Source organism: Streptomyces sp. NPDC048172, from assembly GCF_043202595.1.
Taxonomy (GTDB): domain Bacteria; phylum Actinomycetota; class Actinomycetes; order Streptomycetales; family Streptomycetaceae; genus Streptomyces.
Window position 1 is genome coordinate 953,009 of sequence record NZ_JBIDAT010000002.1, and the last position, 24,536, is coordinate 977,544.

22 protein-coding genes are annotated in these 24,536 nt (G+C 72.6%); 12 read left to right on the top strand and 10 right to left on the bottom strand.

Annotation, left to right across the window (positions count from 1 at the left end; translation table 11 throughout):
* Positions 1-39 precede the first annotated feature (39 nt).
* The 3 genes from ACGF3A_RS12985 to ACGF3A_RS12995 all read left to right on the top strand — a co-directional run bounded on the left by ACGF3A_RS12985 (position 40) and on the right by ACGF3A_RS12995 (position 2,025).
* Complete coding sequence (locus tag ACGF3A_RS12985; RefSeq protein ID WP_393728826.1) at positions 40-420, top strand: hypothetical protein; 381 nt, start codon at positions 40-42, stop codon at positions 418-420.
* Positions 417-674: a DUF4031 domain-containing protein gene (locus tag ACGF3A_RS12990; protein WP_393728828.1), complete on the top strand. Its 258-nt coding sequence runs from the start codon at positions 417-419 to the stop codon at positions 672-674. Before ACGF3A_RS12985 ends, ACGF3A_RS12990 begins: the two co-directional genes overlap by 4 nt.
* A 121-nt stretch (positions 675-795) precedes the next feature.
* Complete coding sequence (locus ACGF3A_RS12995) at positions 796-2,025, top strand: phosphatidylserine/phosphatidylglycerophosphate/cardiolipin synthase family protein (RefSeq protein WP_393728830.1); 1,230 nt, start codon at positions 796-798, stop codon at positions 2,023-2,025.
* 22 nt (positions 2,026-2,047) lie between these two features.
* On the opposite strand, the gene ACGF3A_RS13000 is transcribed toward ACGF3A_RS12995, so the two are convergent.
* Positions 2,048-3,574, bottom strand: a complete 1,527-nt coding sequence (locus ACGF3A_RS13000) for a PLP-dependent aminotransferase family protein (protein ID WP_393728832.1) — start codon at positions 3,572-3,574, stop codon at positions 2,048-2,050.
* Positions 3,575-3,636: 62 nt separating this feature from the next.
* Between ACGF3A_RS13000 and ACGF3A_RS13005 the strand changes: the two genes are divergently transcribed.
* Positions 3,637-4,494 (top strand): methyltransferase domain-containing protein, encoded by an 858-nt coding sequence (locus ACGF3A_RS13005; RefSeq protein WP_393728834.1) that lies wholly within the window; start codon positions 3,637-3,639, stop codon positions 4,492-4,494.
* On the opposite strand, the gene ACGF3A_RS13010 is transcribed toward ACGF3A_RS13005, so the two are convergent.
* The gene (locus tag ACGF3A_RS13010; protein ID WP_393728836.1) at positions 4,481-5,746 is read right to left on the bottom strand and encodes a Cmx/CmrA family chloramphenicol efflux MFS transporter; all 1,266 of its coding nucleotides are present in this window, start codon (positions 5,744-5,746) and stop codon (positions 4,481-4,483) included. The genes ACGF3A_RS13005 and ACGF3A_RS13010 overlap by 14 nt on opposite strands.
* A gap of 201 nt (positions 5,747-5,947) precedes the next feature.
* On the opposite strand from ACGF3A_RS13010, the gene ACGF3A_RS13015 reads away from it, so the two are divergent.
* Positions 5,948-6,544 carry a Uma2 family endonuclease gene (locus ACGF3A_RS13015; RefSeq protein WP_393728838.1) on the top strand — a complete coding sequence of 199 codons (597 nt, stop codon included), beginning with the start codon at positions 5,948-5,950 and terminating at the stop codon, positions 6,542-6,544.
* On the opposite strand, the gene ACGF3A_RS13020 is transcribed toward ACGF3A_RS13015, so the two are convergent.
* From ACGF3A_RS13020 to ACGF3A_RS13030, 3 genes are all read right to left on the bottom strand, one after another.
* The gene (locus ACGF3A_RS13020) at positions 6,541-10,926 is read right to left on the bottom strand and encodes a hypothetical protein (protein ID WP_393728840.1); all 4,386 of its coding nucleotides are present in this window, start codon (positions 10,924-10,926) and stop codon (positions 6,541-6,543) included. The genes ACGF3A_RS13015 and ACGF3A_RS13020 overlap by 4 nt on opposite strands.
* A 25-nt stretch (positions 10,927-10,951) precedes the next feature.
* Complete coding sequence (locus ACGF3A_RS13025) at positions 10,952-11,911, bottom strand: D-2-hydroxyacid dehydrogenase family protein (protein ID WP_393728842.1); 960 nt, start codon at positions 11,909-11,911, stop codon at positions 10,952-10,954.
* A gap of 70 nt (positions 11,912-11,981) precedes the next feature.
* A complete protein-coding gene (locus tag ACGF3A_RS13030) occupies positions 11,982-12,674 on the bottom strand; it encodes a hypothetical protein (protein WP_393728844.1) in 693 nt (230 codons plus the stop codon).
* 68 nt (positions 12,675-12,742) lie between these two features.
* Between ACGF3A_RS13030 and ACGF3A_RS13035 the strand changes: the two genes are divergently transcribed.
* A complete protein-coding gene (locus ACGF3A_RS13035) occupies positions 12,743-13,489 on the top strand; it encodes a copper homeostasis protein CutC (protein WP_393728846.1) in 747 nt (248 codons plus the stop codon).
* Between the two features lie 140 nt (positions 13,490-13,629).
* On the opposite strand, the gene ACGF3A_RS13040 is transcribed toward ACGF3A_RS13035, so the two are convergent.
* Positions 13,630-14,862 carry an MFS transporter gene (locus tag ACGF3A_RS13040; protein ID WP_393728848.1) on the bottom strand — a complete coding sequence of 411 codons (1,233 nt, stop codon included), beginning with the start codon at positions 14,860-14,862 and terminating at the stop codon, positions 13,630-13,632.
* Between the two features lie 130 nt (positions 14,863-14,992).
* Here ACGF3A_RS13040 and ACGF3A_RS13045 point away from each other — a divergent pair, with 130 nt between their 5' ends.
* The gene (locus ACGF3A_RS13045; RefSeq protein WP_393728850.1) at positions 14,993-15,394 is read left to right on the top strand and encodes an ArsR/SmtB family transcription factor; all 402 of its coding nucleotides are present in this window, start codon (positions 14,993-14,995) and stop codon (positions 15,392-15,394) included.
* A 15-nt stretch (positions 15,395-15,409) separates the two neighbouring features.
* Here the strand turns inward: ACGF3A_RS13045 and ACGF3A_RS13050 are convergent, their stop codons facing one another.
* Positions 15,410-16,054 carry a maleylpyruvate isomerase N-terminal domain-containing protein gene (locus ACGF3A_RS13050; protein WP_393728852.1) on the bottom strand — a complete coding sequence of 215 codons (645 nt, stop codon included), beginning with the start codon at positions 16,052-16,054 and terminating at the stop codon, positions 15,410-15,412.
* 114 nt (positions 16,055-16,168) lie between these two features.
* On the opposite strand from ACGF3A_RS13050, the gene ACGF3A_RS13055 reads away from it, so the two are divergent.
* Both ACGF3A_RS13055 and ACGF3A_RS13060 read left to right on the top strand, forming a co-directional pair.
* Entirely contained in the window at positions 16,169-16,609 is a 441-nt protein-coding gene (locus ACGF3A_RS13055) for a nuclear transport factor 2 family protein (RefSeq protein ID WP_393728854.1), read from the top strand.
* 2 nt (positions 16,610-16,611) lie between these two features.
* A complete protein-coding gene (locus ACGF3A_RS13060) occupies positions 16,612-17,367 on the top strand; it encodes a PIG-L deacetylase family protein (protein WP_393728856.1) in 756 nt (251 codons plus the stop codon).
* A gap of 108 nt (positions 17,368-17,475) precedes the next feature.
* Here the strand turns inward: ACGF3A_RS13060 and ACGF3A_RS13065 are convergent, their stop codons facing one another.
* Together ACGF3A_RS13065 and ACGF3A_RS13070 are read right to left on the bottom strand one after the other, a co-directional pair.
* Positions 17,476-18,420, bottom strand: coding sequence for a serine/threonine dehydratase (locus ACGF3A_RS13065; protein ID WP_393728858.1), 945 nt, complete (start codon positions 18,418-18,420; stop codon positions 17,476-17,478).
* A gap of 9 nt (positions 18,421-18,429) precedes the next feature.
* The gene (locus tag ACGF3A_RS13070; protein ID WP_393728860.1) at positions 18,430-19,650 is read right to left on the bottom strand and encodes an MFS transporter; all 1,221 of its coding nucleotides are present in this window, start codon (positions 19,648-19,650) and stop codon (positions 18,430-18,432) included.
* A 97-nt stretch (positions 19,651-19,747) separates the two neighbouring features.
* Between ACGF3A_RS13070 and ACGF3A_RS13075 the strand changes: the two genes are divergently transcribed.
* The gene (locus ACGF3A_RS13075) at positions 19,748-20,074 is read left to right on the top strand and encodes an ArsR/SmtB family transcription factor (protein WP_393728862.1); all 327 of its coding nucleotides are present in this window, start codon (positions 19,748-19,750) and stop codon (positions 20,072-20,074) included.
* A gap of 14 nt (positions 20,075-20,088) precedes the next feature.
* Here the strand turns inward: ACGF3A_RS13075 and ACGF3A_RS13080 are convergent, their stop codons facing one another.
* Positions 20,089-20,673, bottom strand: coding sequence for a TetR/AcrR family transcriptional regulator C-terminal domain-containing protein (locus ACGF3A_RS13080; protein WP_393729123.1), 585 nt, complete (start codon positions 20,671-20,673; stop codon positions 20,089-20,091).
* A gap of 73 nt (positions 20,674-20,746) precedes the next feature.
* Between ACGF3A_RS13080 and ACGF3A_RS13085 the strand changes: the two genes are divergently transcribed.
* Together ACGF3A_RS13085 and ACGF3A_RS13090 are read left to right on the top strand one after the other, a co-directional pair.
* Positions 20,747-22,036, top strand: a complete 1,290-nt coding sequence (locus ACGF3A_RS13085; protein WP_393728864.1) for an FAD-dependent monooxygenase — start codon at positions 20,747-20,749, stop codon at positions 22,034-22,036.
* Between the two features lie 177 nt (positions 22,037-22,213).
* Positions 22,214-24,490 carry an MMPL family transporter gene (locus ACGF3A_RS13090; protein ID WP_393728866.1) on the top strand — a complete coding sequence of 759 codons (2,277 nt, stop codon included), beginning with the start codon at positions 22,214-22,216 and terminating at the stop codon, positions 24,488-24,490.
* Positions 24,491-24,536: the final 46 nt, after the last annotated feature.

Genomic DNA, 24,536 nt, shown 5'->3' on the forward strand with positions numbered 1-24,536 from the left:
CACGCGCCGCGTCAATGGGTCAGATGGTGCAATGGAGGTATGGAAGAGGAAGCGGAACCGGACGCACCGGACCTGGAGAAGGCGCTGCACGCCGCGCGGGCGCTGATCCTCGCGGACCTGGAGGCGAGCGACGTCGCGCGCGCCGACATCGTCTCCCTCGTCGAGGAGTCCATCGCGCACCGCCGCTGGTGGGTCGGCGAGTGGCCCGACGGAGTCGCCTACGTGGACGGTCTGGTCGCCCAGGACGTCCAGGACGCCCTGCTCGAACGGTTCGGGCGGTGGCCCGTCTGCCCCGTCTGCGTCGGCGCCGACCCGCACGCGATGGACGTCGAGCCCGAGCTGGGCGAGGACCCGCACTGGGTGTGTGGCAAGACGATGACGGTGGTCGCGCGGGTGGGCGCGCTGGGGGAGCACGTGTGACCGTCCTCATCGACCCGCCCCAGTGGCCCGGGCACGGCCGCATGTGGTCGCACCTGGTCAGCGACCACTCGTACGAGGAGCTGCACGAGTTCGCCGCCCGCATCGGCTGCCCCCTCCGCGCCTTCGACGGCGACCACTACGACGTGCCGAGCGGGCGGTACGCGGACGCGGTGCGGGCGGGGGCCGTGGAGGTCGGCAGCAAGGAGCTCGTACGGCGCCTGACCGAGGCGGGGCTGCGGCGCCGTAAGAAGTGACCTGTCCTCTTTTCCTCTTTCGGGCAGCGCCGAAAGAGGTGGTGCGGCCGTTCGTCCCTCCCGGAGCATCGCGCGGAGCAGAAGGGGGAAACCCCACCTACTCGCACGGGGGAGCGACTCCATGAGCAGCCGTACCAGAAGGACACTCGGCAAGAGGCAGGGACGGGCGGTCGTGGCGGCCGTGGCCCTCGGCGTGACCGCGCCCCTGCTGGCGAGCACGCCCGCGGCGGCCGATCCGCCCGGCGACCCGCTGAAGCCCGTCGTCTTCAACGATCCGCGCTATCCGGAAGCCCGGGACGACGTCCAGGACCATCTGATCGGCCTGATCCGCGGGGCACGGCCGGGCTCCACGATCCGCCTCTCGACCTTCCTCTTCCGTGACCGCACGGTCGCGAAGGAGCTGGCCGAGGCGGCCGACGAGGGCGTCACCGTCAAGGTCCTCGCCGACAGCGGCACGCTGCGGAAGGCTCCCGAGATCTTCGTCGGCCTCAGGGACAAGCTGACGGCGGAAGGCCGCGGTTCCTGGGCGAAGCTCTGCGAGAAGGGCTGCCTCGGGTCCAAGGGCTCGCCCGCGCTGCACAGCAAGTTCGCGCTGTTCTCCAACACCTTCGACGAGACCGACGTCAGCTTCGTGACGACGTCCAACCTCACGACGAAGAAGACCGGAGGGGTGGGCGGCACCAAGGGCTGGAACTCCGGCTACACCGCCGTCGGCAACAAGGGCCTCCACAAGCGGCTCAAGGGGTACTTCGACGTCCTCAAGAAGGACAAGCCGATCGATGACTACTACAACAAGAACCGGCCCAGGACCACCGGCAACGTCAAGACCTACTTCCACCCGCGGAACGACGGGAACGACACGATCGCGAACATCCTCAAGGGAGTCACCTGCCGGAAGGACGGCCGCCGCACGAAGGTGCGCGTGAGCAACTGGTGGGTCGCGCGGGAGAAGGCGGCCTGGCAGCTCCGGGCCCTTGCCCTCAACGGGTGCTCCGTCGATGTCGTAGCCAACCAGGTGTCCTCGCAAGCCTGCAGACTGCTCACCCTGCCCGTCCCCTTCAAGAAGGACGTCCGGCTCCAGGGGTTCTCGCGCGGTGCGCGCGAGACGGGGAACCACCAGAAGCACATCATGATCGACGGCACCTATCTGGGGAAGAAGCAGAAGGTCACCGTCACCGGTTCGGAGAACTTCACCCCGTCCTCGCTCGAAGAGAACGACGAACTCCTCGCGCGCGTCGGGGGCTCGAAGGTCCATGACGCCTTCGTCGGCAACTTCAAGAAGGTGAAGAAGGACGCCGACGTGAAGTACGACGCCTCGGACCTCTGCAAGAAGCTGAAGCCGGTGAAGTAGGCGGCGTGAGCGGCCCGCCCGGCTACCGGCCGTCCAGTGCCCGGGCCAGCTCCCCGATGCCCTCCGCGATGTCCGTCGGCGTACGGGCCGCGTAGCCGAGGACCAGGCCCGGGGGGCCGGGGCGCTGGCGGTGCCAGGAGAGGGGATGCGTCTTGACGCCCCGTTCGAGGACGCGGGCCGCGAGACGGGTGTCGTCCACGTCTCCGTACGGGCCCTCCAGCGTGACCATGAGGTGCAGCCCCGCCGCCGCGCCGTGCACCACCGCCTCCGGCACCAGCTCCCGCAGCGCCGCCACCATCGCGTCCCTGCGGCGGCGGTGCCGGAGGCGCAACTGGCGGAGCTGGCGCTCCAGTTCGCCCGAGTCCATCAGCCGGGCCAGCACGAGCTGCGGCAGCACCGGGTTGCCCAGGTCGGCGTGGCGCTTGGCGGCCACCATCGCCGCGTGCAGCCGCGGCGGCGCCAGCACCCAGCCCACCCGCAGCGCGGGCGCCAGCAGCTTGGAGACGCTGCCCGTGTAGCAGACCTGCTCGGGGAGGACGGAGCGCAGCGCGGGGACGGGCGGCCGGTCGTAGCGGTGCTCGGCGTCGTAGTCGTCCTCGAAGACCAGGCCGCCCGTCGCCTCCGCCCAGCGCATCAGCGCCCGGCGCCGCTCCCCGCTGAGCACCACCCCCGTCGGGAACTGGTGGGCCGGTGTCAGCAGCGCCGCCCGCACGCCGAGTTCGCGGAGCACGTCCACCCGTACGCCCTCCTCGTCCACCGGGACCGGCGGCGTCGCGAGCCTTGTGCGCGCGATGTGCAGCCGTACGCCGAGGGAGCCCGGTTCCTCGACCGCCATCGCGCCGTACCCGTCCCGGTGCAGGGCCTCACCGGCGAGGACGAGCGCCTGCGCCGTGCCGTTCACCACCAGCACCTCGTCCGGGGACGCGGCGATGCCCCGGTTGCGGGCGAGCCAGCGGGCGATGGCGGCACGCAGCGCGGGGGCGCCGCGCGGATCCCCGTACCCCAGCTCGGCGGCGGGCAGTTCGGCGAGCACCGCGCGCTCGGCCCGCAGCCAGGCCGCGCGCGGGAACGCCGCGAGGTCCGGCACCCCGGGCGTGAGGTCCACGCGCGCGGGCGCGGCGCGCAGCGTCTCGAAGACCTCGTCGGTGGGGGAGGGGGCGAAGAGCGCGTCGGCGCTCGGGTCCCCGAGCGGCGCTGGAGGCGCGGGCGCCGTCGGCGGTACGGACACGACGACCGTCCCGCGCCGCCCCCGCCCCACCACGTGCCCGTCCTCGACCAGCCGCTGGTACGCCTCCGTCACCACGCCGCGCGAGACCCGCAGCTCGGCGGCGAGCACGCGCGTGGCGGGCAGGGTGCTGCCCAGCGGGAGGCGGCCGTCGGAGATCGCGCGCCGCAGCCGCCGCGCGAGCCAGTCGGCGAGCCCGCCGGGGGGCGCCTGCGCGATGTCGAGCTGCAGGAAGTCGGAGCCGGAGCTGTGGGGCCGGTCGGCACCTTTGGACCGGTCGGCACCTTTGGACCGGTGGGCAGCGTCGCCATTGGACCTGTGCACAGGACCATTGTGGACGGGAGATTGAGGGGGAGCACACGAACCGAGAGAAGAGAGCGAGTGCTGTGACCACCACGACGCCCGAATCCCCGCGCTACGTCCACGGCTACTCCCCGTACGAGTCCCGCAGGCTCGGCGACCAGGCCGACTCGCTCGCCGGGCTGCTGCACGCCGGCACCGTGTACCCGCCGGGCAGCCGGGTCCTGGAGGCCGGGTGCGGGGTCGGCGCGCAGACCACGCACCTGGTCGCCGGGAGCCCCGGCGCCCGTATCACCGCCGTCGACATCTCGCCCGACTCGCTCGCGCAGGCCCGCGTGCGGCTGGCGGCAGAGGCGCCCGGCGCCGAGGTGGAGTGGCACGAGGCCGACCTGCACGCGCTCCCCTTCGAGGACGGCGCGTTCGACCACGTCTTCGTCTGCTTCGTGCTGGAACACCTGCCCGACCCCGTCGCGGGCCTGCGCGCGCTGCGCCGCGTCCTGCGCCCCGGCGGCACGCTCACCGTGATCGAGGGCGACCACGGCACGGCGGTCTTCCACCCCGAGAGCGCCTACGCCCGCGCGGCGGTCGACGCGCTCGTACGCCTCCAGGCCGGGGCGGGCGGAAACGCCCTGCTGGGCCGCCGCCTGCACCCGCTCCTGACCGCCGCCGGGCTGACGGACGTGACCGTGACGCCGCGCGAGGTCTACGTCGACGACTCCCGCCCGGACCTGGCACAGGGCGTCATCCTCGACACCTTCACGGCCATGGTCGAGGGCGTACGGGACGAGGCGCTGGCCGCCGGGATGATGACGGCCGAGGACTGGGAGCGGGGCGTCGCGGACCTGCGCCGTACGGGGGAGGGCGGCGGCACGTTCCACTACGCCTTCTTCAAGGCGGTCGCGGTCAGTCCGGTCAGTCCGGTCAGTCCGGTCAGTCCGAGCTGACGCCCACGGCCCGGGGCGCGGCGCTCCCGGAGGCCACGACGCGCGTTTCGCTCTCCCGGCGCTGTACGCGCGAGGCGACGGCGGTGACGGCGACGCCCGCGGCGGCGAGGACCGCGCCGGTCCAGGCCACGGCCTCGTACCCCCAGTGCGCGCTGATGACGAGGCCGCCGAGCCAGGGGCCCACGGTGTTGCCGATGTTGAAGGAGGCGGTGGTGGTCGCGCCCGCGAGGGTGGGGGCCGCGTTCGCCACGTTGAACATCCGGGCGTTGAGCGCCGGGGCCGTGGTGAAGGCGGTGACGCCGAGCATCAGCGCGAGCGTGATCGCCGCCCACCGGTATTCGGCGAGCAGCGCGAGGAGCGCGAGCACGCCGGTCGACGCGGCTATCCCGCCGTACATCGTCCCGAACATGTGCGCGTCCGCGATACGCCCGCCGATGACCGTGCCGACCAGCCCGCCGATCCCGAAGAGCCCGAGCACGGTCGGCACCCAGCTCTCCGGGAGCCCGGCGACGTCGGTGAGGAGCGGTCCGAGGTAGGAGAAGAGGGCGAAGACGGCGCCCGCGTTGAGCGCGATGGTGAGGAGGGCGAGCCAGACCTGCTTGTCCCGGTAGATCCCCAGCTCACGCCGGAGGTTCGGGGCATCGTCGCCGGTCGCGGGCGCCGTACGCGGCACGAACGCGATCACGCCCACCAGCCCGACCGCCGCCAGCACCGCCACGGCCCAGAACGCCGACCGCCACCCGGCCTGCTGCCCCAGGAACGAGCCCGCGGGCACCCCCGCGATGTTCGCGATACTGAGCCCGCCCACCATGATCGCCATGGCCTTGGCCCGCGCGTTCACGGGTACGAGCGAGACGGCGACGGCCGCGCCGACCGCCCAGAACCCGGCACACGCGAGCGCGCTCACCACGCGGGACACGAACAGCACGCCGTACGTCGGCGCGAGCGCCCCCGCTATCTGCCCCAGCATGAAGACGATGAGCAGCGCGATCAGCGTCGTACGCCGCGGCAGCTTCAGCGTCGCGGCGGCGAGCAGCGGCGCCCCCACGACCATCCCGATCGCGAACGCCGAGATCAGCATCCCCGCCTTCGGAATGCTCACCCCCATGTCCCGCGCCAGGGGCTGCAGAATCCCGGACAACATGAATTCCGAGGTCCCTAGCGCGAAGACCGCCAGCCCAAGCACGTAAACGGCGAGCGGGACACGGGCAGGGGCAGGCTTCTCGGCCTCGGCGAGGGCATCGGTGGGCATGTCAGGAGTCAACCTGGGGGACGGGGGTGGCATTCCATGAAGAGACATTTGGTGAGGTGCGCCGGATCACACTTGGCCCGCTGCCTGCCACGATCGGGTGAACACCGGCGGGATCCGTACGTGTCCCCGTCGAACCTGTGACGCTCCTGCTGGGGTATCTGGCCCAGGCGTAGCCTGGCAACAGAGACGACGGAGGACAGCGTGAGCGCCGATCCCATGCCTGAGCCGACGAACCAGCCACAAGACCCCATCGATCTACTGATCGCGATCGAACGGGCATCAGAGGTGCCCGTTCGGCCGGAGTGCGTCGAGGGGATGGCTATCGTGCCGCCGCAGCCTGACAACGAACACAACCACGCCGCCAGTGAGCTCTACTTTCAGCTCCGCTCAGCAGGCTTTCACGCGGCTGGTTTCGGAAACGGCTATCGGGCGGGACCGAAGGGCGGACGTACGCAGGCGCTGGTGATTCCGGACTTCTACGTTCAGCATCGTGAGCCCAGCGAGGTGGACGAGGCGTACCGCAAGGCCCATCGAGGGTGGTACCCCGTCGAACTGCTGGCCCTGGCCGGGGAGATCACCTCGTCCAACCACGAGACGGATACCGGCCCCAAGTACCGGAGCTACGCCGCAGCCGGCGTGCCGGTCTACGTCCTCGTCCACCGTGAGGAAGGCAGGGCGTATGCCTTCTCCCAGCCGGAAGGTTCCGCGTACACGGAGAAGACGGAGGTCGCCTTCGGGCGCCCGCTGCGGCTGCCGGAGCCGTATCCGGTGCTGGACACGGGGTTTCTGGTCCGTTAGCTGAACCAGTCTTCGATGTCGTGGCGGATGCCGAGGTCGGTGGCGACCTCGGCCGCTTCGCGGAGGGTGGTGTGGTTGTGGGCCGCCGCGAGGGCGAGGTCGCGGAGGGTCATGTGGCCGGGGGCGATGCGGGGGCTGGGGTTCTCTCCGTAGCCCTTGCGGGCGGTCAGCTCTCCGGTGAGGAGCGAAATCTGGGGGTTGGACCTCGGGGAGGCGGGCGGTTCGGGAGCCGTCTCGTAGCCGAGGATGCTGAGGAACAGGGCCGCCGGCTCACGGTCGAAGCTTCTTGATCTGATGCGGCGAGTCAGGCTGTCGAGCGTGTCCTCGTGTATCGCGGCGCCTGTGGCCAGCTGACGGCGCAGAGCCTGGGGGAGCCGAGCCTGGAGATGGAGCGCCTCTGCCGCTAGGTCCGGGTGCGTCGTCCACGGGGTCGGAATCGGGTCGGGGACGGTGTAGCCCAGTTCGCGCAGTCGTCCCGCCACGTCACGCACGTCACGATTCAGGCGCGTCGCGGCGTGCCATATCGGGCCGATCGGTACGGGGAAATCCAGTGGCAGAACTTCGCTGAGCACCGTGTTGTCGTCATCGCTGAGCAGGCCGAGCGACGTGGCTTCCGGGGCCGGGCGGAACCCCGCCTCGCCCAGCACCCGGTGCACGGAGTGGATCGGGTGGCCCGTGCGATGGGCGGCCTGGACGATACGGGCCAGAGGCACGGCGGTGTCGCCGGTTCTGTCGCCGCGCACGGGCAGGTCCCACGTCGCGTGAAGGATCGCCGCCTCGTCGGCCGACTGGTGTGTCCTGCCCGATCGGTCGCCCTCGTCCTCGCCCTCGGCCGTGCCGAAGCCGAGCTGCCGCAGCCGGTCTGCCGCCTCCGCGGGTGTCACCCCGGCCTGAGCCGCGCTGAACGAGATCTGGGCCCGCGAGAGTTCGATGCCCGGGGTCAGCCAGTCATCCGTGGGAGAGAAGGGGCGGAGCAGCGGTACGTCTTCGGGCGTGACGTCGAGGGCGGCTCCCATGGGCGCGACCGTGTGATCCAGGTGCTTCAGCCGTTCCACGACGTATCGGGCCGGACGGCGCGTCGCCCATACGCGTTGGAAGACCGCCGAAGGCGGCACAGGAACGGTCGTGTCCAGCCAGCCCAGTGCCTGCAGGGCCCGCTGGATGGAATCGCCGAAGCCGTCAGGGTGGGGCACTGAGGCGAGGGCGTTCTCCCACCCCCGCAGCGCCGCGCGCAGACCGGTCAGCAGATGGAGATCCGACGGTCGGGCGATCCAGGGGGAACCCGGCACGGCCTCCCCTGTGGCGCACAGCAGCGTTCCCAGCCTCCGGCGCAGTAGGTAGGCGGGCAGAGCCTCGACCACGGGCACGGTTCCGTCGCTGTCCAGGTGCCAGGGGACGTCGTCGTCGTCCATGTGCGGGTCGTATCCGGTGGTCAACGGCCGCAACAGCCCATCTGGAGGAAACACGCCGACCCCGGTGAAGGGCCGTTGGGGGGCGGAGGGCCAGTCGATGCTGTGCTCCTCCATGTACGTCGTCATGGCGTCTGCCAGCAACGGATCGTTGTGAGTGATCGCGTTCAGCCACATCGGTGTGACGAATTCCCGGGCAAGTGGTCCGAAGAGGCTCGGCAGTGCGTCGAGGGCGCGGAGCCGCACGAGTGGGGCGTCGAAGGCAAGCGTCTCCCGACGGCTCACGGAGAGGCGGGGCGCGTCCCGGTCCGTCAGGTTGATGACCATCCCGTGCAGTTCGACGTGCGGCTGTGGGCCGGGCGGGGGCGCCAGGCCGTCCGCCAGGACGAGACCATTGTCCTCTGCCCACCACAGGTCCGGACGGGACGAGGGCTGGCAGCGCTGCGGGGAGCTGTCCTCCTGCTGCCGCCGCCGTACCTCCACCGCCTCCCCGCACAGCACCCCCGGCTCCCAGTCCTGCACCCGCGACCCGTGCACCGCCCGGGTCGCGTACTGGGCCACCCACAGCACGCTCAACAACTGGTCCACGCACGAGCGACGGGCCGCCCGTCGAGTCAGGTGCAGCCGCACCCGCGTACCGGCCTCGCGCCCCTGCCCCACGTCCTCCACCCGGAAGAGGTTTCCGGGCCCCGCGATCGTGACCCGCAGCTCTCTCCCCGGGCGGCCATCCCGGTCGAGACGGCAGGTGTGGACCGTGATCTCGTCGGCGAGCATGAAGTAGCTCAGCACCCCGATGCCGAAGCGGCTGTTGGGGTGCAACTCCACAGGCGGGTCCAGGCGGGACCATTCCGCGGACTCCTCGACGTACTCGGGGAGATCGACGAACCGCGAGCCGCCCTGCGAGAAGGTGTGACTCAACTCCTCCACGCCCATGCCGATGCCGTTGTCCGCACAGTCGAGGTACGGGCGGCCTCGTTCATCCACACCCTGTGTGAAAGAGATTCCCCCATCCCAGGCGGGGAGATCCGTGCCGCTCCGGCGCAGATACTCCGTCCTCGCCTCCCTGTACCGGCACGCGTCCAGCGCGTTCTGGTACAGCTCCCGCACCGCGAGCCCCGCGTCCCCGTACAGGTCCTCGCCGATCAGCAGCTCCTGTACGCGGTCCTCCGCCAAGTGGAAACGGATGCCCGAGGACAGGTCCGCCGGGGTGTTGCCGCTCAGGCGTACGCGGTCCGGGTTCGCGAACGGGGGGAGCGAGGCCACGGGGTCCGCCTTCCCCGCCGCTCCGTTTACGCCGCGCAGCAGCTCGTCCACCCGCCCCGCGTGCTCCTGCAACGCGATCTGAACCGCCGGGTGTTCGCAGACCGCACTCAGTGCCCTCCCGACCCCGCTCGCTATCCATTCCGATTTACGGAGGGTCCGCAGGAGTTCGGACAGATCCACGCTGTCCGAGATGCCCACATGCTCGACCACCACCTCCGGCAGGTCCACCGGGTCGATCGCCAGCGCGTGGCCCGTTTTCGTGAGTGCCGCCACCAGGCGTTCCCGTACCTCGTGCTCGTACGCCGTGCTCGGGGCGACGGGGACGCCGTCCGTCAAGTCGTCACCGGGTGGGCCGAAGGGGGCCGAGCGCTGGTCCTTGAGGAGGCGGATGAGGCGGGAGGACGTCACGCCCTCGTACCCGTCGTCGCCCAGCAGGGACTTCAGCGCGTCCGGCGCGTACATCTCCGGGCGACGCAGCGAGGCCCGGTGGCGCAGCCACCACTCGATCTCCGGGACCGGGCCCCCGCCCTCCAGGCGGCGGTTCAGCCTCGGGTAGCCCTGGACGAAGGACGGGGCCAGGGGCGACGTCGCCGTCTCCCTCGCCCACAGCGCCTGGCTCACCAGCGGCAGCAGCGCGATCAGGGCCGCCTCCGTCGGCGACAGCTCCTCGTCGCGGCGCATGCGGCCTACGAGGAAGGCTGTGCGGACGCTCGTCCGTTCGGCCAACTCTCCGTCGTGCCAAGGGTCGTCACGGAGTGCCGATGCCGCCTCCTCGTAGGACTCCGCCAGGCGCGATGCCAGCGTCAACGCCCCTGAGCGCGCCTCGTCCCGCCACAGCTCCGGGACCCGTTCCCACGCCGCGTGCCGGGCCACCACCCGTACCCACGGGTGCTCGCCCGCGTCCCGCGTCGGGCCCGGCAGGACCGGGAACGTCCGTTTGTCGGTGTCCGTGAGGACGCGGACCGTCTGTGGCGGGCGCGTACGGGCGTACGAGGCGCGCAGCGCGGTGACCCTCTCCTGGACCGCCGTTTCGAAGGCCGCCAGATCCAACGCCCCCGGTCGTTCCTTCACGACTTCGCTCACCGCGCGCGAGAAGAGGCTGAAGGAGTCGCCTTCGGCGACGTCCGAGTGGCGGACGTAGAGGGCGAGTTCGCCCGGTGAGCAGGCGTAGACGTAGGCGACCTTGCGGCGGAGGTTCGTGGCGATCTCGTGGGTGCCCCAGGCGCGCATGCCGGGTGGGCCGCCGCCTGACATCGCGTCCTGGGCCACGCCCTCCCGGCAGGCGTCTACCAGGAAGATGACCTGCGCTGCCGGCGAGAGTTCCAGTTCGCGGGACCAGTCGATCCGTACGCAGCTCTCCTCGAAGTGCGGGACGTCCATCTCCGCGTCCTCGGGGATGAGGTAGTCGGCGCCGTCGTGGTGCATTCCGTGGCCGCTCAGGACGATGAGCAGGGAGTCGTCCGGGGACGCGCCGCGCAGGAAGCGGGTGAGCTGGGCCGTGAGGAAATTGCGGGTCGTGCCGCGCGGGGACTCGGGGATCTCGGCGCTCGCGAAGCCGCGCTCGCGCAGGGCGTCGGCCAGGCGTTGCAGGTCCTCGGGGACGAAGGGGAGCGAGGCGATGCGCGGATGGTCGTCGTACGCGCTCGCGCCCAGGAGAAGGGCCTTGTGCGCCGCTATGGGCACCGGTGCTGGCTTCGTCTCCTCGTCCACCCTCCAGACTCTAGATCGGCCCTCCTCAGCCCAGTACCCGTACCGGCGAACCCGTCAGGTAGGCCTGGATGTCCTCGACCGCCTGGCCGTAGTACGTGCGGTAGTTGGCCTCCGTGACGTAGCCCAGGTGCGGGGTGGCGAGGACGCGCGGGGCCGTGCGGAGAGGGTGGTCCGGGGGGAGAGGCTCGGTGTCGAAGACGTCGAGGCCCGCGCCTGCGATGCGGCCCTCGCGCAGAGCCGCCAGCAGCGCTTCCTGGTCCACGATCGCGGCGCGCGAGGTGTTGATCAGGTACGCCGTCGGCTTCATCAGCGCCAGCTCGGGGGCGCCCAGCAGGCCGCGCGTACGGTCGCTCAGTTTGAGGTGTACGGAGACGAAGTCGGCGCTCTCCAGGAGCTCTTCCTGCGAGGCTGCCAGCTGCGCGCCTGCGGCCTCGGCGCGTTCGCGGGTCAGGTTCTGGCTCCAGGCGACGACGTCCATGCCGAACGCCGCGCCGATCGGGGCCATCCGGGCGCCCGTCTTGCCGAGGCCGAGCAGCCCGAGGCGGCGCCCGGTCAGGTCGGCGCCGATCGTGGACTGCCAGGGGCCGCCCGTGCGCAGCGCCTCGGATTCCGTCACCAGGTTGCGGGCGAGGCCCAGGAGCAGGGCCCAGGTGAGTTCTACCGGGGGCGCCTGGGTGCTCTGCGTGCCGCACACGGTGATGCCGAGGTGTTCGGCGTGGGCGTAGTCGATGACGGAGTTGCGCATTCCGGAGGCGATGAGCAGCTTGAGGCGGGGGAGGCGGTCCAGCAGGCTGGCGGGGAAGGGGACGCGTTCGCGCAGGGTGACTACGAACTCGAAGTCCGCCAGGGCCCGGGCCAGTTCGTCCTCGGTCGCCAGGTGCTCGCGGAAGCTGGTGACCTCGACCTGGCCGCTCAGGGGGCTCCAGTCGGCGAGGGTCGTGGCGACCCCCTGGTAGTCGTCGAGCACGGCGCAGCGCAGTGGCATGATGACCTTCCCCCTGTGGACCTGAGACGGGCGTGCGCGAGCGTATACGGCGGGGCCGGCGGCTCAGCGGCTAGGTCAGCAGCTCCAGTTCCGTGCTCAGGTTGCGGCGGGCGGTGTGTTCCCAGTTGTCCCGGCCGTAGCGGGTGCGGAAGAGCCGTTCGGGGGCGAGGAGCTGGCGCAGGACCTCGGCGCGGCCCTCGCGGAAGACGGGGTCGGGGACGAAGGCGTACTCCTCGCGGACGTCGGACGCGTAGCGCGCGTACTCCTCGGGGGAGCCCGCGAGGACGGCGAGGTCGGCGTCGCAGAGCACGGCGCCGTTGGTGTCGCCGGGGGACGGGTCGTGGGTGACGGTGAGGCGGACCAGGCGTGCCGTCTCGGCGGTCAGCGCGTCGGCGACGCCCGCCTCGGGGAGGGCGCGCTCGGCGAGGTGGGCGCTGCGCTCCTCGTTCTCGCTGCGGTCGGGGCGGTAGACGGCGTCGTGGAACCAGGCGGCGAACAGCACCGCGTCGAGGTCGAACCCCGGGTCGCCGGAGACGTGCGGCGCCAGCTCGTCCACCCGGTTGAGGACGGCGAGGAGATGGGAGCGGTCGTGATAACGGCGCTGGGGCTCGGACCAGCGGCCGAGCAGCTCCTGCCCGTACGGTGTGGGGTCGGGGCTCGTGGCACCGCCCCGGGCCCGTAGGAGCAGCGCGTTCCACCGGGACAGGAGGACGGCGTGCAGGTCGTCAGGGTCGTGGGGTGTACGTGCGGCGGGCGCGGTCATGGCGACAATTCTCTTCCGGAGTGATCCGTGTCTTCCAGGGCTACCCGGGGTATGGCAGTGTGTGCGATATGTCTAGACCAATCCTTGAGGTGATCGCGCTCAGCGCGGAGGACGCGGCTGCCGCGCAGGCCGGAGGCGCCGACCGCCTCGAAGTGGTCAGCGACATCGCCGCCGACGGCCTCTCGCCCACGCGTGAGACGTTCGCCGCGATCCGCGCCGCGTGCGACATCCCGGCGCGCGTGATGCTCCGGCTCGCGGACGGCTTCTCCGCCGGGGGAGAGGCGGGTGTCGCGGCGCTGTGCGCGCGGGCGCGCGAGCTGCGTGCCGAGGGGGCCGAGGAGTTCGTGCTGGGCTTCCTCGACGAGGCCGGGCAGCCGGACATGGCGGCGATCGGGGCGCTGGCCGAGGAGATCCGGGGCTGCCGCTGGACGTTCCACCGGGCGGTCGACCGCGCCGCCGACCGTGCGGCGCTGCGTAAGCAGCTTGCTGAGGCCGGGGTCGGGGCCGAGGTGCCGGCCGGGGCCGGGGCGCCGGGCCGTGGCGGCCTGGACACGTATCTGACTGCGGGCTCGCCGGACGGTGTCGGCGAGGGCCTGGAGACGCTGTACGAGGAGGCGGCCCGTACGCGTGCGGGCGAGCCCGGTTACGGGGCGTCGATCCTCGTCGGGGGCGGCCTCACGCTGGAGCGGCTGCCGGGTCTGCGGGAGGCGGGGATCACCGCCTTCCACATCGGGGGCGCCGCCCGGCCCGGCGGGTGGGCCGGGCCGGTCGGCGCGTCCTCCGTACGAGTGTGGCGCGACGCCCTCGACGCCTGAGCCCCCGAAGTGGGAGCCGGGTTCGGGGTGCCCCGGGCTGTGGTTCGCGGGGTGCGAGTGCGTCGTGGCTTGGCGCGCAGTTCCCCGCGCCCCTGAGGGGGCAAGCCCCGACGTGTCGTGACCGGGAGCGCCTTCCTGTGTCAGGGCGTGCGGTCCGCTCGTAGGACCGTCAGCGCTCCCGTCGTCACCAGGGTCGTGACCGCGAGAGCGAAGGCGGTCGTGCCCGTCGTCAGGGTCGTCGCGTCGCTGACCGTGCCCGCCGCCACCGGGAGGAGGCCCGCGAGGAGGTAACCCCCGGCGGTGAGTGCCGCGTTCGCCTCGGCGAGGCGGGACGTGGGGACGTTCGCGCTGAGCATGGTCAGTGCGCCGAGCTGGGTGAGGCCCTGGCCCAGGCCCGCCAGTACGGCCGAGGCCAGCAGCGCGGGCACCGAGGTGGTCGCGACGGCGAGGGCGAGCGCGGCCATGCTCGTCACGGTGAGCGCGGCACCGGCCAGCAGGTCCGTACGGGTACGGAGGCGGCGCGCGGCGAACTGGACGCCCGTCGCCGCCGCGAAGAGCCCGAAGATCGTGACCCCGGACAGGATCCGGCTGCTCGTGTGGAGCAGGTCGGCCAGCAGCGTGGGGCCGAGCGAGAGCACGAAGCCGGTCGCGGCGATGGCGGGCGCGAAGACCGCGAGGCCGAGGAGGAGCTGACGGCGGTGCGGGCGCGGGGCGTTGGGGATCCGTATCCAACCGCCTCCCGTGAGGCCCGGCCGCCCCTCCGGCCGCGGCAGCGGCATCCGCAGCACGACCGGCAGTGCCGCCAGCAGCAGCGCGATCTGGACGACGAAGACCGTCACCGACGGGCCCGGCAGTGTCTCGGACAGCACTCCGGCGAGCAGCGGGCCGACCGCCGCGCCGCCGACCATGGACGAGGACGCCACGAGCCCGGCGAACCTCTTGTCCGCGCGGTCGGCCACATCGGTCACGGCCGCGAGCCCCGCGGAGAGGAAGGCGCCGACCGCGATGCCGCTCAGCAGCCGGGCCAGGGCGAGCGCGGGCACGGAGTGGGCGGTGGCGAAGAGCGCCCCGGCGACGATGCCGAGGAGGAGGCCGGGGACCAGCACCGGCTTGCGCCCGAAGCGGTCGGAGAGGGTGCCCGCGACGGTGAGGGTGCCCAGGAGCCCCGCGATGTAGAAGGCGTAGATCAGGGTGAGGGTCGCGGAGGAGAAGCCGAGGTCGCGCTGCCAGAGGACGTAGAGCGGGGCGGGCTCGTTGGAGAGGGCCAGTACGGCGACGACGGGCCAGGCCGCCAGCCGGACCCAGCGGCGGGAGGGGGTAGGGGCCTCGGTGGACGGCGGCACGGACAGGGGTGTCGACACGGACGCGGGCATGGGGGCTCCAGGCTCCAGGGGAAGCGGTACGAAGAGACTCGTACAGTCGGTACGAGAGAAGTCGTACCACCGCCCGGCGGTACGAATCAACTCGTACAATGGTGCCGTGCCGCGCGAGAGGAGCCGCCCCATGACCGCCACCGCCACCGCCAACCCGACCGCCAACCCGACCGCGTTCCGTATGCCGCCTCCGCCCTCCGGCGAGGGCGAGGTTCCCGAGCCGCTGCCGGAGCCCGCGCGGGACGAGATCCGGCTGGAGGTCGTGATGGCGGCGCTGAGCGATCCGCTGCGGCTGGGTGTGGTGCGCAAGCTGCTGCTGGAGGCCGAGGAGTACGACCACGCCTGCACCTGGTTCGGGCTCGATCGCCCCAAGTCCTCGCTCACGCACCACTTCCGGGCGCTGCGCGACGCGGGCCTCATCCGGCAGCGCCAGTACGGCCTCTCGCGGCGCAACCAGGTCCGCATCGACGACCTGGAGGCCCGTTTCCCCGGCCTCCTCCAGCTCATCGCCGACTGGCGGCCACGGCCGTAACGGCCCCCGGCACCCTCAGAACGCCGAGACCGAGCCCGGCGCGCGCTCCGTCCTGGAGAGCGCGCGCAGCACCGGCAGCGCGCCGTGCCGCCGCACGGCGAGGCGCGACAGCAGGTCGGTGACGGCCAGGAGCGCTGGCTCCGGCAGCCCGGGGGTCGGTACGCGCACGCTGACGGCGAGGTCGTCGGCGTGCACGGCCAGTTCCATCAGGCGCGTCAGCAGGAAGTCGTCGTACGTCAGGTCCCAGCCCGCGCGCGGCAGATGGACGACGAGGTCGTCGGGGGCCGCGTCCACCCGCGCCCGTACCTCCTCCAGCGCCGCGGCGGTCCGCGCGACGAGCGCCGCGGGGCCGTCGCGTCCGGCGTCCTCGCCCGCCGTACGGATCGCGTCGTTCACCTCGCGCGCGGTGTCGTCCCGGCCGAACCAGGGCGCGCGGGTGAAGTGCTCCAGCACCGGAACGGGGGTCCCTGGTGCGGTGGGTTCGACCTCGGGGACCTGGAGGATCTGGTTCGCGAGATGCGCGGCGAGCCCGCCCACGCTGTACCCCTCCAGCGCGCTTGGCTCCTCCCACGCCTCGGCCACGGCGCGTGCGCGCAGCAGTTCGAGGGCGCTCTCGGCCGCCGTCAGGTAACCGTCCCGGATCTCCGAACCACAACCCATACGAACGACGGTACGGGTGACGGTACGGGCGGCGGAGGTGCGGCCGTACCGTCGTTCGCGCGGAATCTCGCCGAACGGCGATCACCGGCGGGGGCCGCGCCCGATAATCCCCCCATGACGCACGAAACGGGTGAAGCGAGCGAGCAGGAGTACGCGCTGCTGCTGCGCGTCGCCGAGGACTGGGCGGAGGCGATCGTCTCCGACGACGCCGCGCGGATCGGCGCCTTCATGGCCGAGGAGTGGACGATCGTCGGCGCGACGGGCCCCGCCACCAGGGAGCAGTTCCTCGCGCTCGTCGCGTCGGGGGACCTGACACACTCGGCGATGCGCTTCGTGGGGCCGCCCCGGATCCGGGTCTACGGCGACACCGCCGTCGTCACCGGCCGTATCACCAACACGGCGCACTACCGGGGGCAGCGCTACGACGCCGACGAGTGGACGACCGATGTGTTCGTGCGGCGCGCGGGCGGCTGGCTGTGCGCGCTGACCCACCTCACGCCCGTCGCGACCCCGGCGAACGTCCAGGAACCCGGCGACGCGGAAGCGGAGGCGTAGGCATGTCCGTTCTGGTCGCTTTCCACGCGCACCCCGACGACGAGGTGCTGCTCACCGGGGGGACGCTCGCGCGCGCCGCCGCGGAGGGGCACCGGGTCGTCGTCGTGGTGGCCGCCGACGGGCTGATGGGCCCGGTGCCGGAGGGGGAGACCGCGCCGCGCCTGCGGGAGTTGCAGGCCAGCGCGGACGTGCTGGGCGTGGCCCGCGTGGTGCACCTGGGGTACGCGGACAGCGGGCACGGCCCGGTGCTGTACCCGGACCCGCCGGACCGGCAGCGGTTCGTCCGCGCCGGGCTGGAGGAGGCCGCCGGGCGGCTGGCGGCGGTGCTCGCGGAGGAGCGCGCCGACGTGCTGCTGAGCTACGACCCCAACGGGGGCTACGGCCACCCCGACCACGTCAAGGTGCACGAGGTCGGGCGCCGCGCCGCCGAACTCGACGGCGGCGTACGGCTGCTGGAGGCCACGATCCCGCGCGACGTCGTGGCCCGCCTGGTGCGGCTCGTACGGCTGCTGCGGATCCCCTTCCGGCACGACCCGGCCGCGCTGCGCGCCGCGTTCAGCCCGCGCGAGGCGATCACGCACACGCTCCGCGTCGGGCGGTACGCGCGCCGCAAGCGGGACGCGCTCGCCGCGCACACCTCCGCGGTGGGCGGCCACGGCCGGATGGCCGCCGTGTGGCGGGCCCTGGTGCGGCTGCCCGCACCGCTGTTCGCGCTGGTGCTGGGGCGGGAGTGGTTCGTGGAGGTCCCCCGCGCCTGAGCGCCCCGTGAGGGGCGCGGAGAACTGCGCGCGCAAGCGCAGCGCGCCCGCACCCCGCGAAGCACGGTCAGGGGCAGTCTCTGCACGGCCCCGAGCGGGCGGCAGCCCTCAGCTCGCGGGCCCCGCGAGGTCCGTCGGGTCCGTGTTCGCGCCGCACAGGACGACCGTGACGCGCTCGCCGTCCTCCGGGACGTACGCCCCCGAGGTCAGCGCCGCCAGCGCCGTCGCCGCCGCGTGCTCGACTGCGACGCGGTGCCCGTCCCAGAGCGCGCGCCGCGCCCGTACGATCTCGGCGTCCGGCACCAGCACCGAGGGGGCGCCGGAGGCGCGGGCCGCCGCCAGGGCGAGCGGGGTCGCGCGGCGGGCGCCGAGCGAGTCGGCGGCGACCGAGTCGACGGGGACGTCCACGGGCGCGCCCGCCTCCAGGGCCGCGTGGAGCGCGCGGCAGTGCTCGGGCTCGACGGCGACCGTACGGACGCCGTGGTGGTGGGCGGCCGTCGCGACGCCCGCGAAGAGGCCGCCGCCGCCCACCGAGACGATCAGCGTGTCCGGCGTGGAAGACGACCGTTCCAGGATCTCGTCCACGAGCGTGCCCGCGCCCGCCGCGATCAGGGGGTGGTCGTAGGCGTGGGAGCGCAGCGCGCCCGTACGGTCCGCGAACTCCTCGCAGGCCGCGGCCGCTTCCGCGTACTCCGACCCGGCGAGCCGGACCTCGGCGCCGTACCCGCGCAGCCGCGCGACCTTCACGGGCGGGGCCGTCTCCGGGAGGAAGACGGTGGCGGGGACGCCGAGGCGTCCGGCGGCCCAGGCGTTGGCCAGGCCCGCGTTGCCGCCGGAGGCGAGGGTGACGCCCGCGTCGGGGAGGGTGCCCGACTCGCGGTGCGCGAGCAGGAAGTTCTGCGCGCCGCGCGCCTTGAAGGTGCCGGTGTGCTGCAGGAACTCCAGGGCCAGCGCGGGCCCGTCCGGATCGCCGGGGGCGACGGCCACCGGGCGCACATGGCCCGCGACACGGTCGGCCGCCGCCTTCACGTCCGCGTACGACAGGGTGCTCATCGCGTCACCTTATGCGGGCGTCCGCTCCCGCGCGGAAGGGGTGGAGGGGGTACGGGGGGGGTCCGGGTGCTCCGCGGGCTCCGGGAGCCGCGTGCGCCCGCGTGCCGTCGTCACCGCCGTGAGCGCGAGCGCGGCCAGGGCGACGGCGGCCGACGTCAGCGGGAACCAGCGCTCCCCGAACGCCGTGAGGGAGAGGCTGCCCACGCCGCCCGCCGCCGCGACGCCCAGGTAGAGCGCGCTGCTGTTGAGGGAGAGCAGGAGCGGCGTGCTGGCCGGGTCCAGGGAGGACATGCGGTGCGCGAGCGCGACGGCCACGATCCACCCGGCGAGCGGCGCGGCGACGGCGTACGTGAGCGCGCCGGGCATCGTACGGCCGAGCCACGGCAGCGCGGCGAAGGCCAGGACGAGGGCCGTGCCGCCGGTGAGCAGGACCGTACGGGCGCCGAGGCGGTCGACGAACCGGCCGCCCAGCCAGCTCCCGGCGACCGAGGCCAGGCCCGTCGTCAGCATGACCAGGGTGAGCTGCGCCGCGCGGCCGCCGGTGGCGTCGTGCACGGCGGTGGCGAGGTAGATGTAGACCGCGTTCACGGCCAGGAGGAAGAGGAACGTGGTGCTCGCGGCGCCCAGCATCCGACCGTCGCGCAGCGGCCGCAGCCGGTCGCGCAGCCCGGGGGCGCCGGACGGGGCGGGGAGCCCGCGCAGCAGCACCGCGAGCCCGGCCAGCGCGAGCGCGCCGAGGACGACCACCAGCCACATGGTCAGCCGCCAGTCGCTGCGGCCGATGTAGGTGCCGAGCGGCACGCCCAGCGCGGTGGCCACCGTCATCCCGCCGTACACGGTGGCCATCGCGCTGCCGCGCCGCTCCGGCGCGACGAGGAGGGTGGCGGCGGCCGTCGCCGTCGGGGTGTAGAGCGCGGCGCCCGCCGCCGCGAGCACGCGGGTGGCCAGCAGGAACGGGTAGTCGGTGGCGAGCGCGCTGAGCGCGTTGGCGACGGTGAAGACGGCCATCCCGGCCAGCAGCGCCCGGCGGCGCGGCCAGCGCGCGGTGACGGTCGCGAGGACCGGCGCGAGCAGCGCGTAGGAGAGGGCGAAGACGGTGACCAGCTGCCCGGCGGCGGGGACGCTGACGTCCATGTCGCGGGCGATACGGCCGAGGATCCCGGCCATCACCATCGAGTCGGTGCCCACGGCGAACGTGCCGAGAGCGAGCAGGAGCAGACGCAGACGCACGGGTGTCCTTCCCCCGGAGGATACAGTTTGAGGTACGTCAAACAATAGAGATTGTTGGACGAGTATCAAACAGTTTCGGGCGAGGGAGGTGCGAGGCGTGGCCGAAGGTGAGCTGCTGCCCCAACCGGACATCGAGGAGATCGAGATGGTGAAGGTGCTGCACGCGCTCGGGGACCCGACGCGGCTGCACCTCTTCGGCGTCTTCGCGCGCAGCGACGTCCAGTGCGACTGCTCCGCGCGGCGGCTGGGCCTGGAGCACCTCCACAAGTCGACGATCTCCCACCACATGCGGATCCTCCGCGAGGCGGGCGTCACCTCGACCCGGGTCGTCGGCCGCAACCGCTACGTCGAACTGCGCCGCGACGACCTGGAGTCGAGGTTCCCGGGGCTGGTGGAGGTGCTGCTCACCTCCACGGACGGCTGACGGGGGGCCGGGGGTCACGCCTCGGCGTGCCGCGCCAGGCCGTCCAGGATGAGGGCCAGGCCCGCCTCGAACGCCGACTCCTCGTCGATCGCCGGGACGACCGGGTGGTCCGTGTCGGCGCCGGGGTCGGGGTCGGCGCCGGGGGCGACGGTGGCGTTCGCCTGCTCTTCCAGGACGCACCCGACCGTGTAACGGCTGGCGGCGAGCATCGCCATCTGGGCCTCCCGCTCCGGCAGCCCTGAGGCGAGCAGGAAGTCCATCTTGCGGGCGATCCTGTCGAGGTCCGCCCCGCCGGGCATGCTTCCGGCGTGGAGCCGCGCGCCGTCGCGGCGCATCAGCAGGGTCCGCCGGAAGCTGCGTGTGTTCTCAAGGAACCAGTCCCGCCAGTGATCGGCGGGCTGCGGCAGCGGAGCCGCCGCGTGGGGCGCTACGGCAGCCTCCGCCATGGCGCTGAGCAGCTCACTCTTGTTCCGGAAGTGGTAGTAGAGCGACGGCTGCTCCACGCCCAGTCGTCTGGCCAGCTGCCGGGTGCTCACGGCGTCCAGGCCGACCTCGTCCAGCAGGTCCAGCGCTTCGGCGACGACGGTCTCGCGGTTCATCTTCACGTTGACAATCTATCGGTGATAGACGACGCTGCAAAAGTGCCTATCACCGATAGAAAGGGTGTGCGCCATGGTGCGTGCGGCAGCGTCCGGCTCCCTGAAGGTCCTCGTCTGCGGCGGCGGAGTCACCGGCCAGGCACTGGCGTACTGGCTGGCCGGAGGAGGCCACGAGGTCACCGTCGTCGAGCGCTTCCCGGCCCTGCGGGCCAGCGGCGCGCAGGTCGATCTGCGCGGTCAGGGCATCGAGGCCGTCGCGCGCATGGGGCTGCTCGGCGCGGTCCGGCGCGCGCTCGTCGACGAGGCGGGGGTCGCCTTCGTGAACGCGAAGGGCGAGGCGCGGGCAACGATCATGGCCAACACCACCGGGCGGGGCCGGCAGAGCCTGACGTCCGAGTACGAGATCATGCGCGGCGACCTGGTGCGCATCCTCCACGAGGCGACGAAGCACGACGCGGACCACGTCAACCACGGCAACCACGTCAACCACGTCTTCGGCATCGGCGTGGAGCGCTTCGAGCAGGACGAGAAGCGCGTCGTCGCCCACTTCTCCGACGGCACGTCCGGCGAGTTCGACCTTCTGGTCGGCGCGGACGGGCAAGGGTCACGCGTCCGGCGCGCCATCCTGCCGACCGGTTCCCCCGAGCCGTACTGGCGGGTGGGCATCCACATGGCGTACTGGTTCGTGCCGCGCATCGCGTCGGACAGCGACATCCGGGACACCTACAACGCCCCCGGCGGCCGGATGATCATGCGCAGGAGCCACAATCCGACCGAGACGCAGGTCTATGCCGTGCTGCGGGAGGAGTCCGCGGAAGCCTCAGCCGTCCACCGGGAGCCGGTCGAACGCCAGAAACAGTTCTGGACGGACAGGTTCCGTGACGCGGGATGGCAGACCGAGCGGTTCCTCGACGGCATGCGGACCACCGAGAGCTTCTACTCCCAGGAGGTCGCGCAGGTACGCACCGACACCTGGTCGAAGGGGCGGGTGGTACTGGCCGGGGACGCCGCACACTGCGCCTCCCCCTACAGCGGCATGGGCGTCTCCGGCGGCCTGGTCGGCGCGTACGTCCTGGCCGGTGAGATCAACCGGCATGCGCACGACCTGCCCACGGCCCTGGCGCACTACGAGTCCACGCTGCGGCCGTTCGCCGACGGGATCCAGGCCGAGGTGAAACCGCGCCTCCTGCGGCTGGGCATGCCCAGGAGCCGACCGGCCATCGGCGCGCTCCACTCCGTCACGGCGCTGGCCTGCCTTCTGCGCATCCCCGATCTCGCCGCGCGGCTCTCGAAGGAGGACCGGGGCGGTGGTTGGCGACTCCCGGAGTACCCGGAACTCAAGGCCGCCTCGCCCAGGGCCTAGGTTCCGCACCGCTCCGGGGCGCGGTTCCCACGACGCCCGTACTGCCGTTTCAGTACGCCGCGGTGTCAGCAGGTGCGGGACGACGATGACGCCTCCGGCCCCGAACGATGGAGCCACAGCGGCCGGAGACAGCCGTCGCCGCCGCGCATTCCTCCCTCCTGACTGGAGCACCTCGTCATGGCCTCGTTGCTCTACCGACTCGGTCGGCTGTCCTTCCGCAGGCGCCGCTACTTCGCGCTGCTGTGGGTGGTGCTCCTGGGAGCGTGCGCCTTCGCCGCGGTGAACGCGCCGGAAGCCGAGGACGAAGGCTTCACGGTCCCGGGCACCGAGTCGCAGAGGGCGTTCGACCTGCTCGACGAGCGCTTCCCCGGCGGAAACTCCGAGGGCGCCGACGCGCGGATCGTCTTCGCGGCCCCTGACGGGCGGAAGGTGACCGCCGGCGACACCAGGGCCGCGGTGGAGAGGGTCGTCGACGAAGTCGGCGCCGGTTCTCAGGTGAGAGAGGCCCTGAGCCCCTTCGAGGACGACGCCGTCAGCGAGGACGGCAGCACCGCGTACTCGACCGTCACCTACGACGCGCCGGGCGAGAAGCTGACCGAGGACACGAAGAAGGCCCTCATGGACGCCGTCGAGGACGGCCGGGACGCGGGCATGACCGTGGAGGTCGGCGGGTCGGCCGTGGACGCGGGCCCCGAGTTCGGCGGTGTCACCGAGCTGATCGGCATCGGCGTCGCGGCACTGGTGCTGTTCCTCACCTTCCGCGCGCTGGTCGCCGCCGGTCTGCCGCTGGTCACCGCCCTCGTCGGGCTCGGCGCGGGCATCTGCGCGATCATGGCCCTCGGCCTGCCCACCACGACGATCACCCTGGCGCTCATGCTGGGGCTGGCCGTGGGCATCGACTACGCCCTGTTCATCGTCTCGCGCTACCGGGCGGAACGAGCCGAAGGGCACCCGGCCGAAGAGGCCGTCGGCCGGGCGGTGGGCACGGCGGGATCCGCCGTCGTCTTCGCCGGAGCCACGGTCGTGATCGCTCTGGCCGGACTGTCCGTGGCGGGCGTGCCCATGCTGACCGAGATGGGGCTCGCCGCCGCGGGGACCGTCGTGATCGGCGTGCTGGTCGCGCTGACGCTGCTGCCCGCGCTGCTGGGGTTCTTCCCCCAGGCCGTCCTGCCCCGCGCACACCGCGCGGCACGGCAGCCGACCGCCGCGGCCAAGGAGGCGGCGGGGGCCAACGAGACCACGGGGGCCAAGGAGACCACGGGGGCCAAGGAGACCACGGGGGCCAAGGAGGCGGCGGGCAGCCGGTGGGCGCGCTTCGTCATTCGCCGACCGCTGGCCTCACTGCTGCTGAGCGTCGTGGGCCTGGGCGTCGTCGCCGTCCCGGCGCTGGATCTGCAGCTCAGCCTGCCCGGCGACGAGGCACAGCCCACCTCCACCACCCAGCGCCGCGCCTACGACGCCCTCGCCGACGGATTCGGCCCCGGCTTCAACGGCCCCCTGACCGTGGCCATCGACGCCAAGAAGGCCGATGACCCGAAGGCGGCCGTCGCGCAGGCCACGAAGACCCTCAAGGCCACCGACGGCGTGGTGGACGTCTCCCCGCCCCTGTTCAACAAGGCGGGCGACACCGCCATGGTCTCCGCCGTGCCCAGCACAGGCCCCAGCGCCACCGCGACCAAGAACCTCGTCAAGACCCTCCGCGCCGAAGCGGACCGGGTGGAGGCCGACGCGGGCGCGTCCATGCTGGTGACCAGCCAGACGGCGATGAACATCGACGTCTCGAACAAGGTCACCGCCGCGCTCGTCCCCTATCTCGCGGTGGTCGTGGGCCTGGCCGTCCTGCTGCTGATGATCGTGTTCCGCTCGGTGCTCGTACCGCTCAAGGCGGCGCTGGGCTTCCTGCTCTCGGTCGCCGCGGCGTTCGGCGTCATCGTCGCGGTGTTCCAGTGGGGATGGCTGGCCGACCTGCTCGGTGTCGCACAGACCGGCCCGGTGATGAGCATGATGCCGATCTTCCTGATCGGCGTGGTCTTCGGCCTGGCCATGGACTACGAGGTCTTCCTGGTGACCCGCATCCGGGAGGCGTACGTGCACGGCGAGCGGCCCGCTCAGGCCGTCGTCACCGGCTTCCGGCACAGCGCCCGGGTCGTCGTGGCCGCCGCCGTCATCATGATCGCGGTGTTCGCCGGGTTCATCGGCATGACCGACTCCATGATCAAGATGATGGGTCTGGGCCTGGCCGCCGCCGTCTTCTTCGACGCGTTCATCGTCCGGATGACCCTCGTCCCGGCGGTCCTCGCCCTGCTGGGCCGCACAGCGTGGTGGCTGCCGCGCTGGCTGGGCAAGGTGCTGCCGGACGTGGACGTCGAGGGCGAGAAGCTCACCCGGCGCCTCGGAGCCGACCCCGGCCCTCCGGCACGGACCACACCCCGGGAGGAGTCGGTGAACGCATAGCCCGCGACCGCCCCGCGACCGCCGGGCCGACCGCCAGGAACCCGAG

Excerpts from the sequence above, each read along its gene's own strand:
- ACGF3A_RS12985 (WP_393728826.1), top strand. The coding sequence starts at position 40 with ATGGAAGAGGAAGCGGAACCGGACGCACCGGACCTGGAGAAGGCGCTG.
- ACGF3A_RS12995 (WP_393728830.1), top strand. The coding sequence starts at position 796 with ATGAGCAGCCGTACCAGAAGGACACTCGGCAAGAGGCAGGGACGGGCG.
- ACGF3A_RS13010 (WP_393728836.1), bottom strand. The coding sequence starts at position 5,746 with ATGCCCACCGATGCCCTCGCCGAGGCCGAGAAGCCTGCCCCTGCCCGT.
- ACGF3A_RS13025 (WP_393728842.1), bottom strand. The coding sequence starts at position 11,911 with ATGCCACTGCGCTGCGCCGTGCTCGACGACTACCAGGGGGTCGCCACG.
- ACGF3A_RS13030 (WP_393728844.1), bottom strand. The coding sequence starts at position 12,674 with ATGACCGCGCCCGCCGCACGTACACCCCACGACCCTGACGACCTGCAC.
- ACGF3A_RS13035 (WP_393728846.1), top strand. The coding sequence starts at position 12,743 with ATGTCTAGACCAATCCTTGAGGTGATCGCGCTCAGCGCGGAGGACGCG.
- ACGF3A_RS13040 (WP_393728848.1), bottom strand. The coding sequence starts at position 14,862 with ATGCCCGCGTCCGTGTCGACACCCCTGTCCGTGCCGCCGTCCACCGAG.
- ACGF3A_RS13045 (WP_393728850.1), top strand. The coding sequence starts at position 14,993 with ATGACCGCCACCGCCACCGCCAACCCGACCGCCAACCCGACCGCGTTC.
- ACGF3A_RS13050 (WP_393728852.1), bottom strand. The coding sequence starts at position 16,054 with ATGGGTTGTGGTTCGGAGATCCGGGACGGTTACCTGACGGCGGCCGAG.
- ACGF3A_RS13055 (WP_393728854.1), top strand. The coding sequence starts at position 16,169 with ATGACGCACGAAACGGGTGAAGCGAGCGAGCAGGAGTACGCGCTGCTG.
- ACGF3A_RS13060 (WP_393728856.1), top strand. The coding sequence starts at position 16,612 with ATGTCCGTTCTGGTCGCTTTCCACGCGCACCCCGACGACGAGGTGCTG.
- ACGF3A_RS13065 (WP_393728858.1), bottom strand. The coding sequence starts at position 18,420 with ATGAGCACCCTGTCGTACGCGGACGTGAAGGCGGCGGCCGACCGTGTC.
- ACGF3A_RS13080 (WP_393729123.1), bottom strand. The coding sequence starts at position 20,673 with ATGAACCGCGAGACCGTCGTCGCCGAAGCGCTGGACCTGCTGGACGAG.
- ACGF3A_RS13085 (WP_393728864.1), top strand. The coding sequence starts at position 20,747 with ATGGTGCGTGCGGCAGCGTCCGGCTCCCTGAAGGTCCTCGTCTGCGGC.
- ACGF3A_RS13090 (WP_393728866.1), top strand. The coding sequence starts at position 22,214 with ATGGCCTCGTTGCTCTACCGACTCGGTCGGCTGTCCTTCCGCAGGCGC.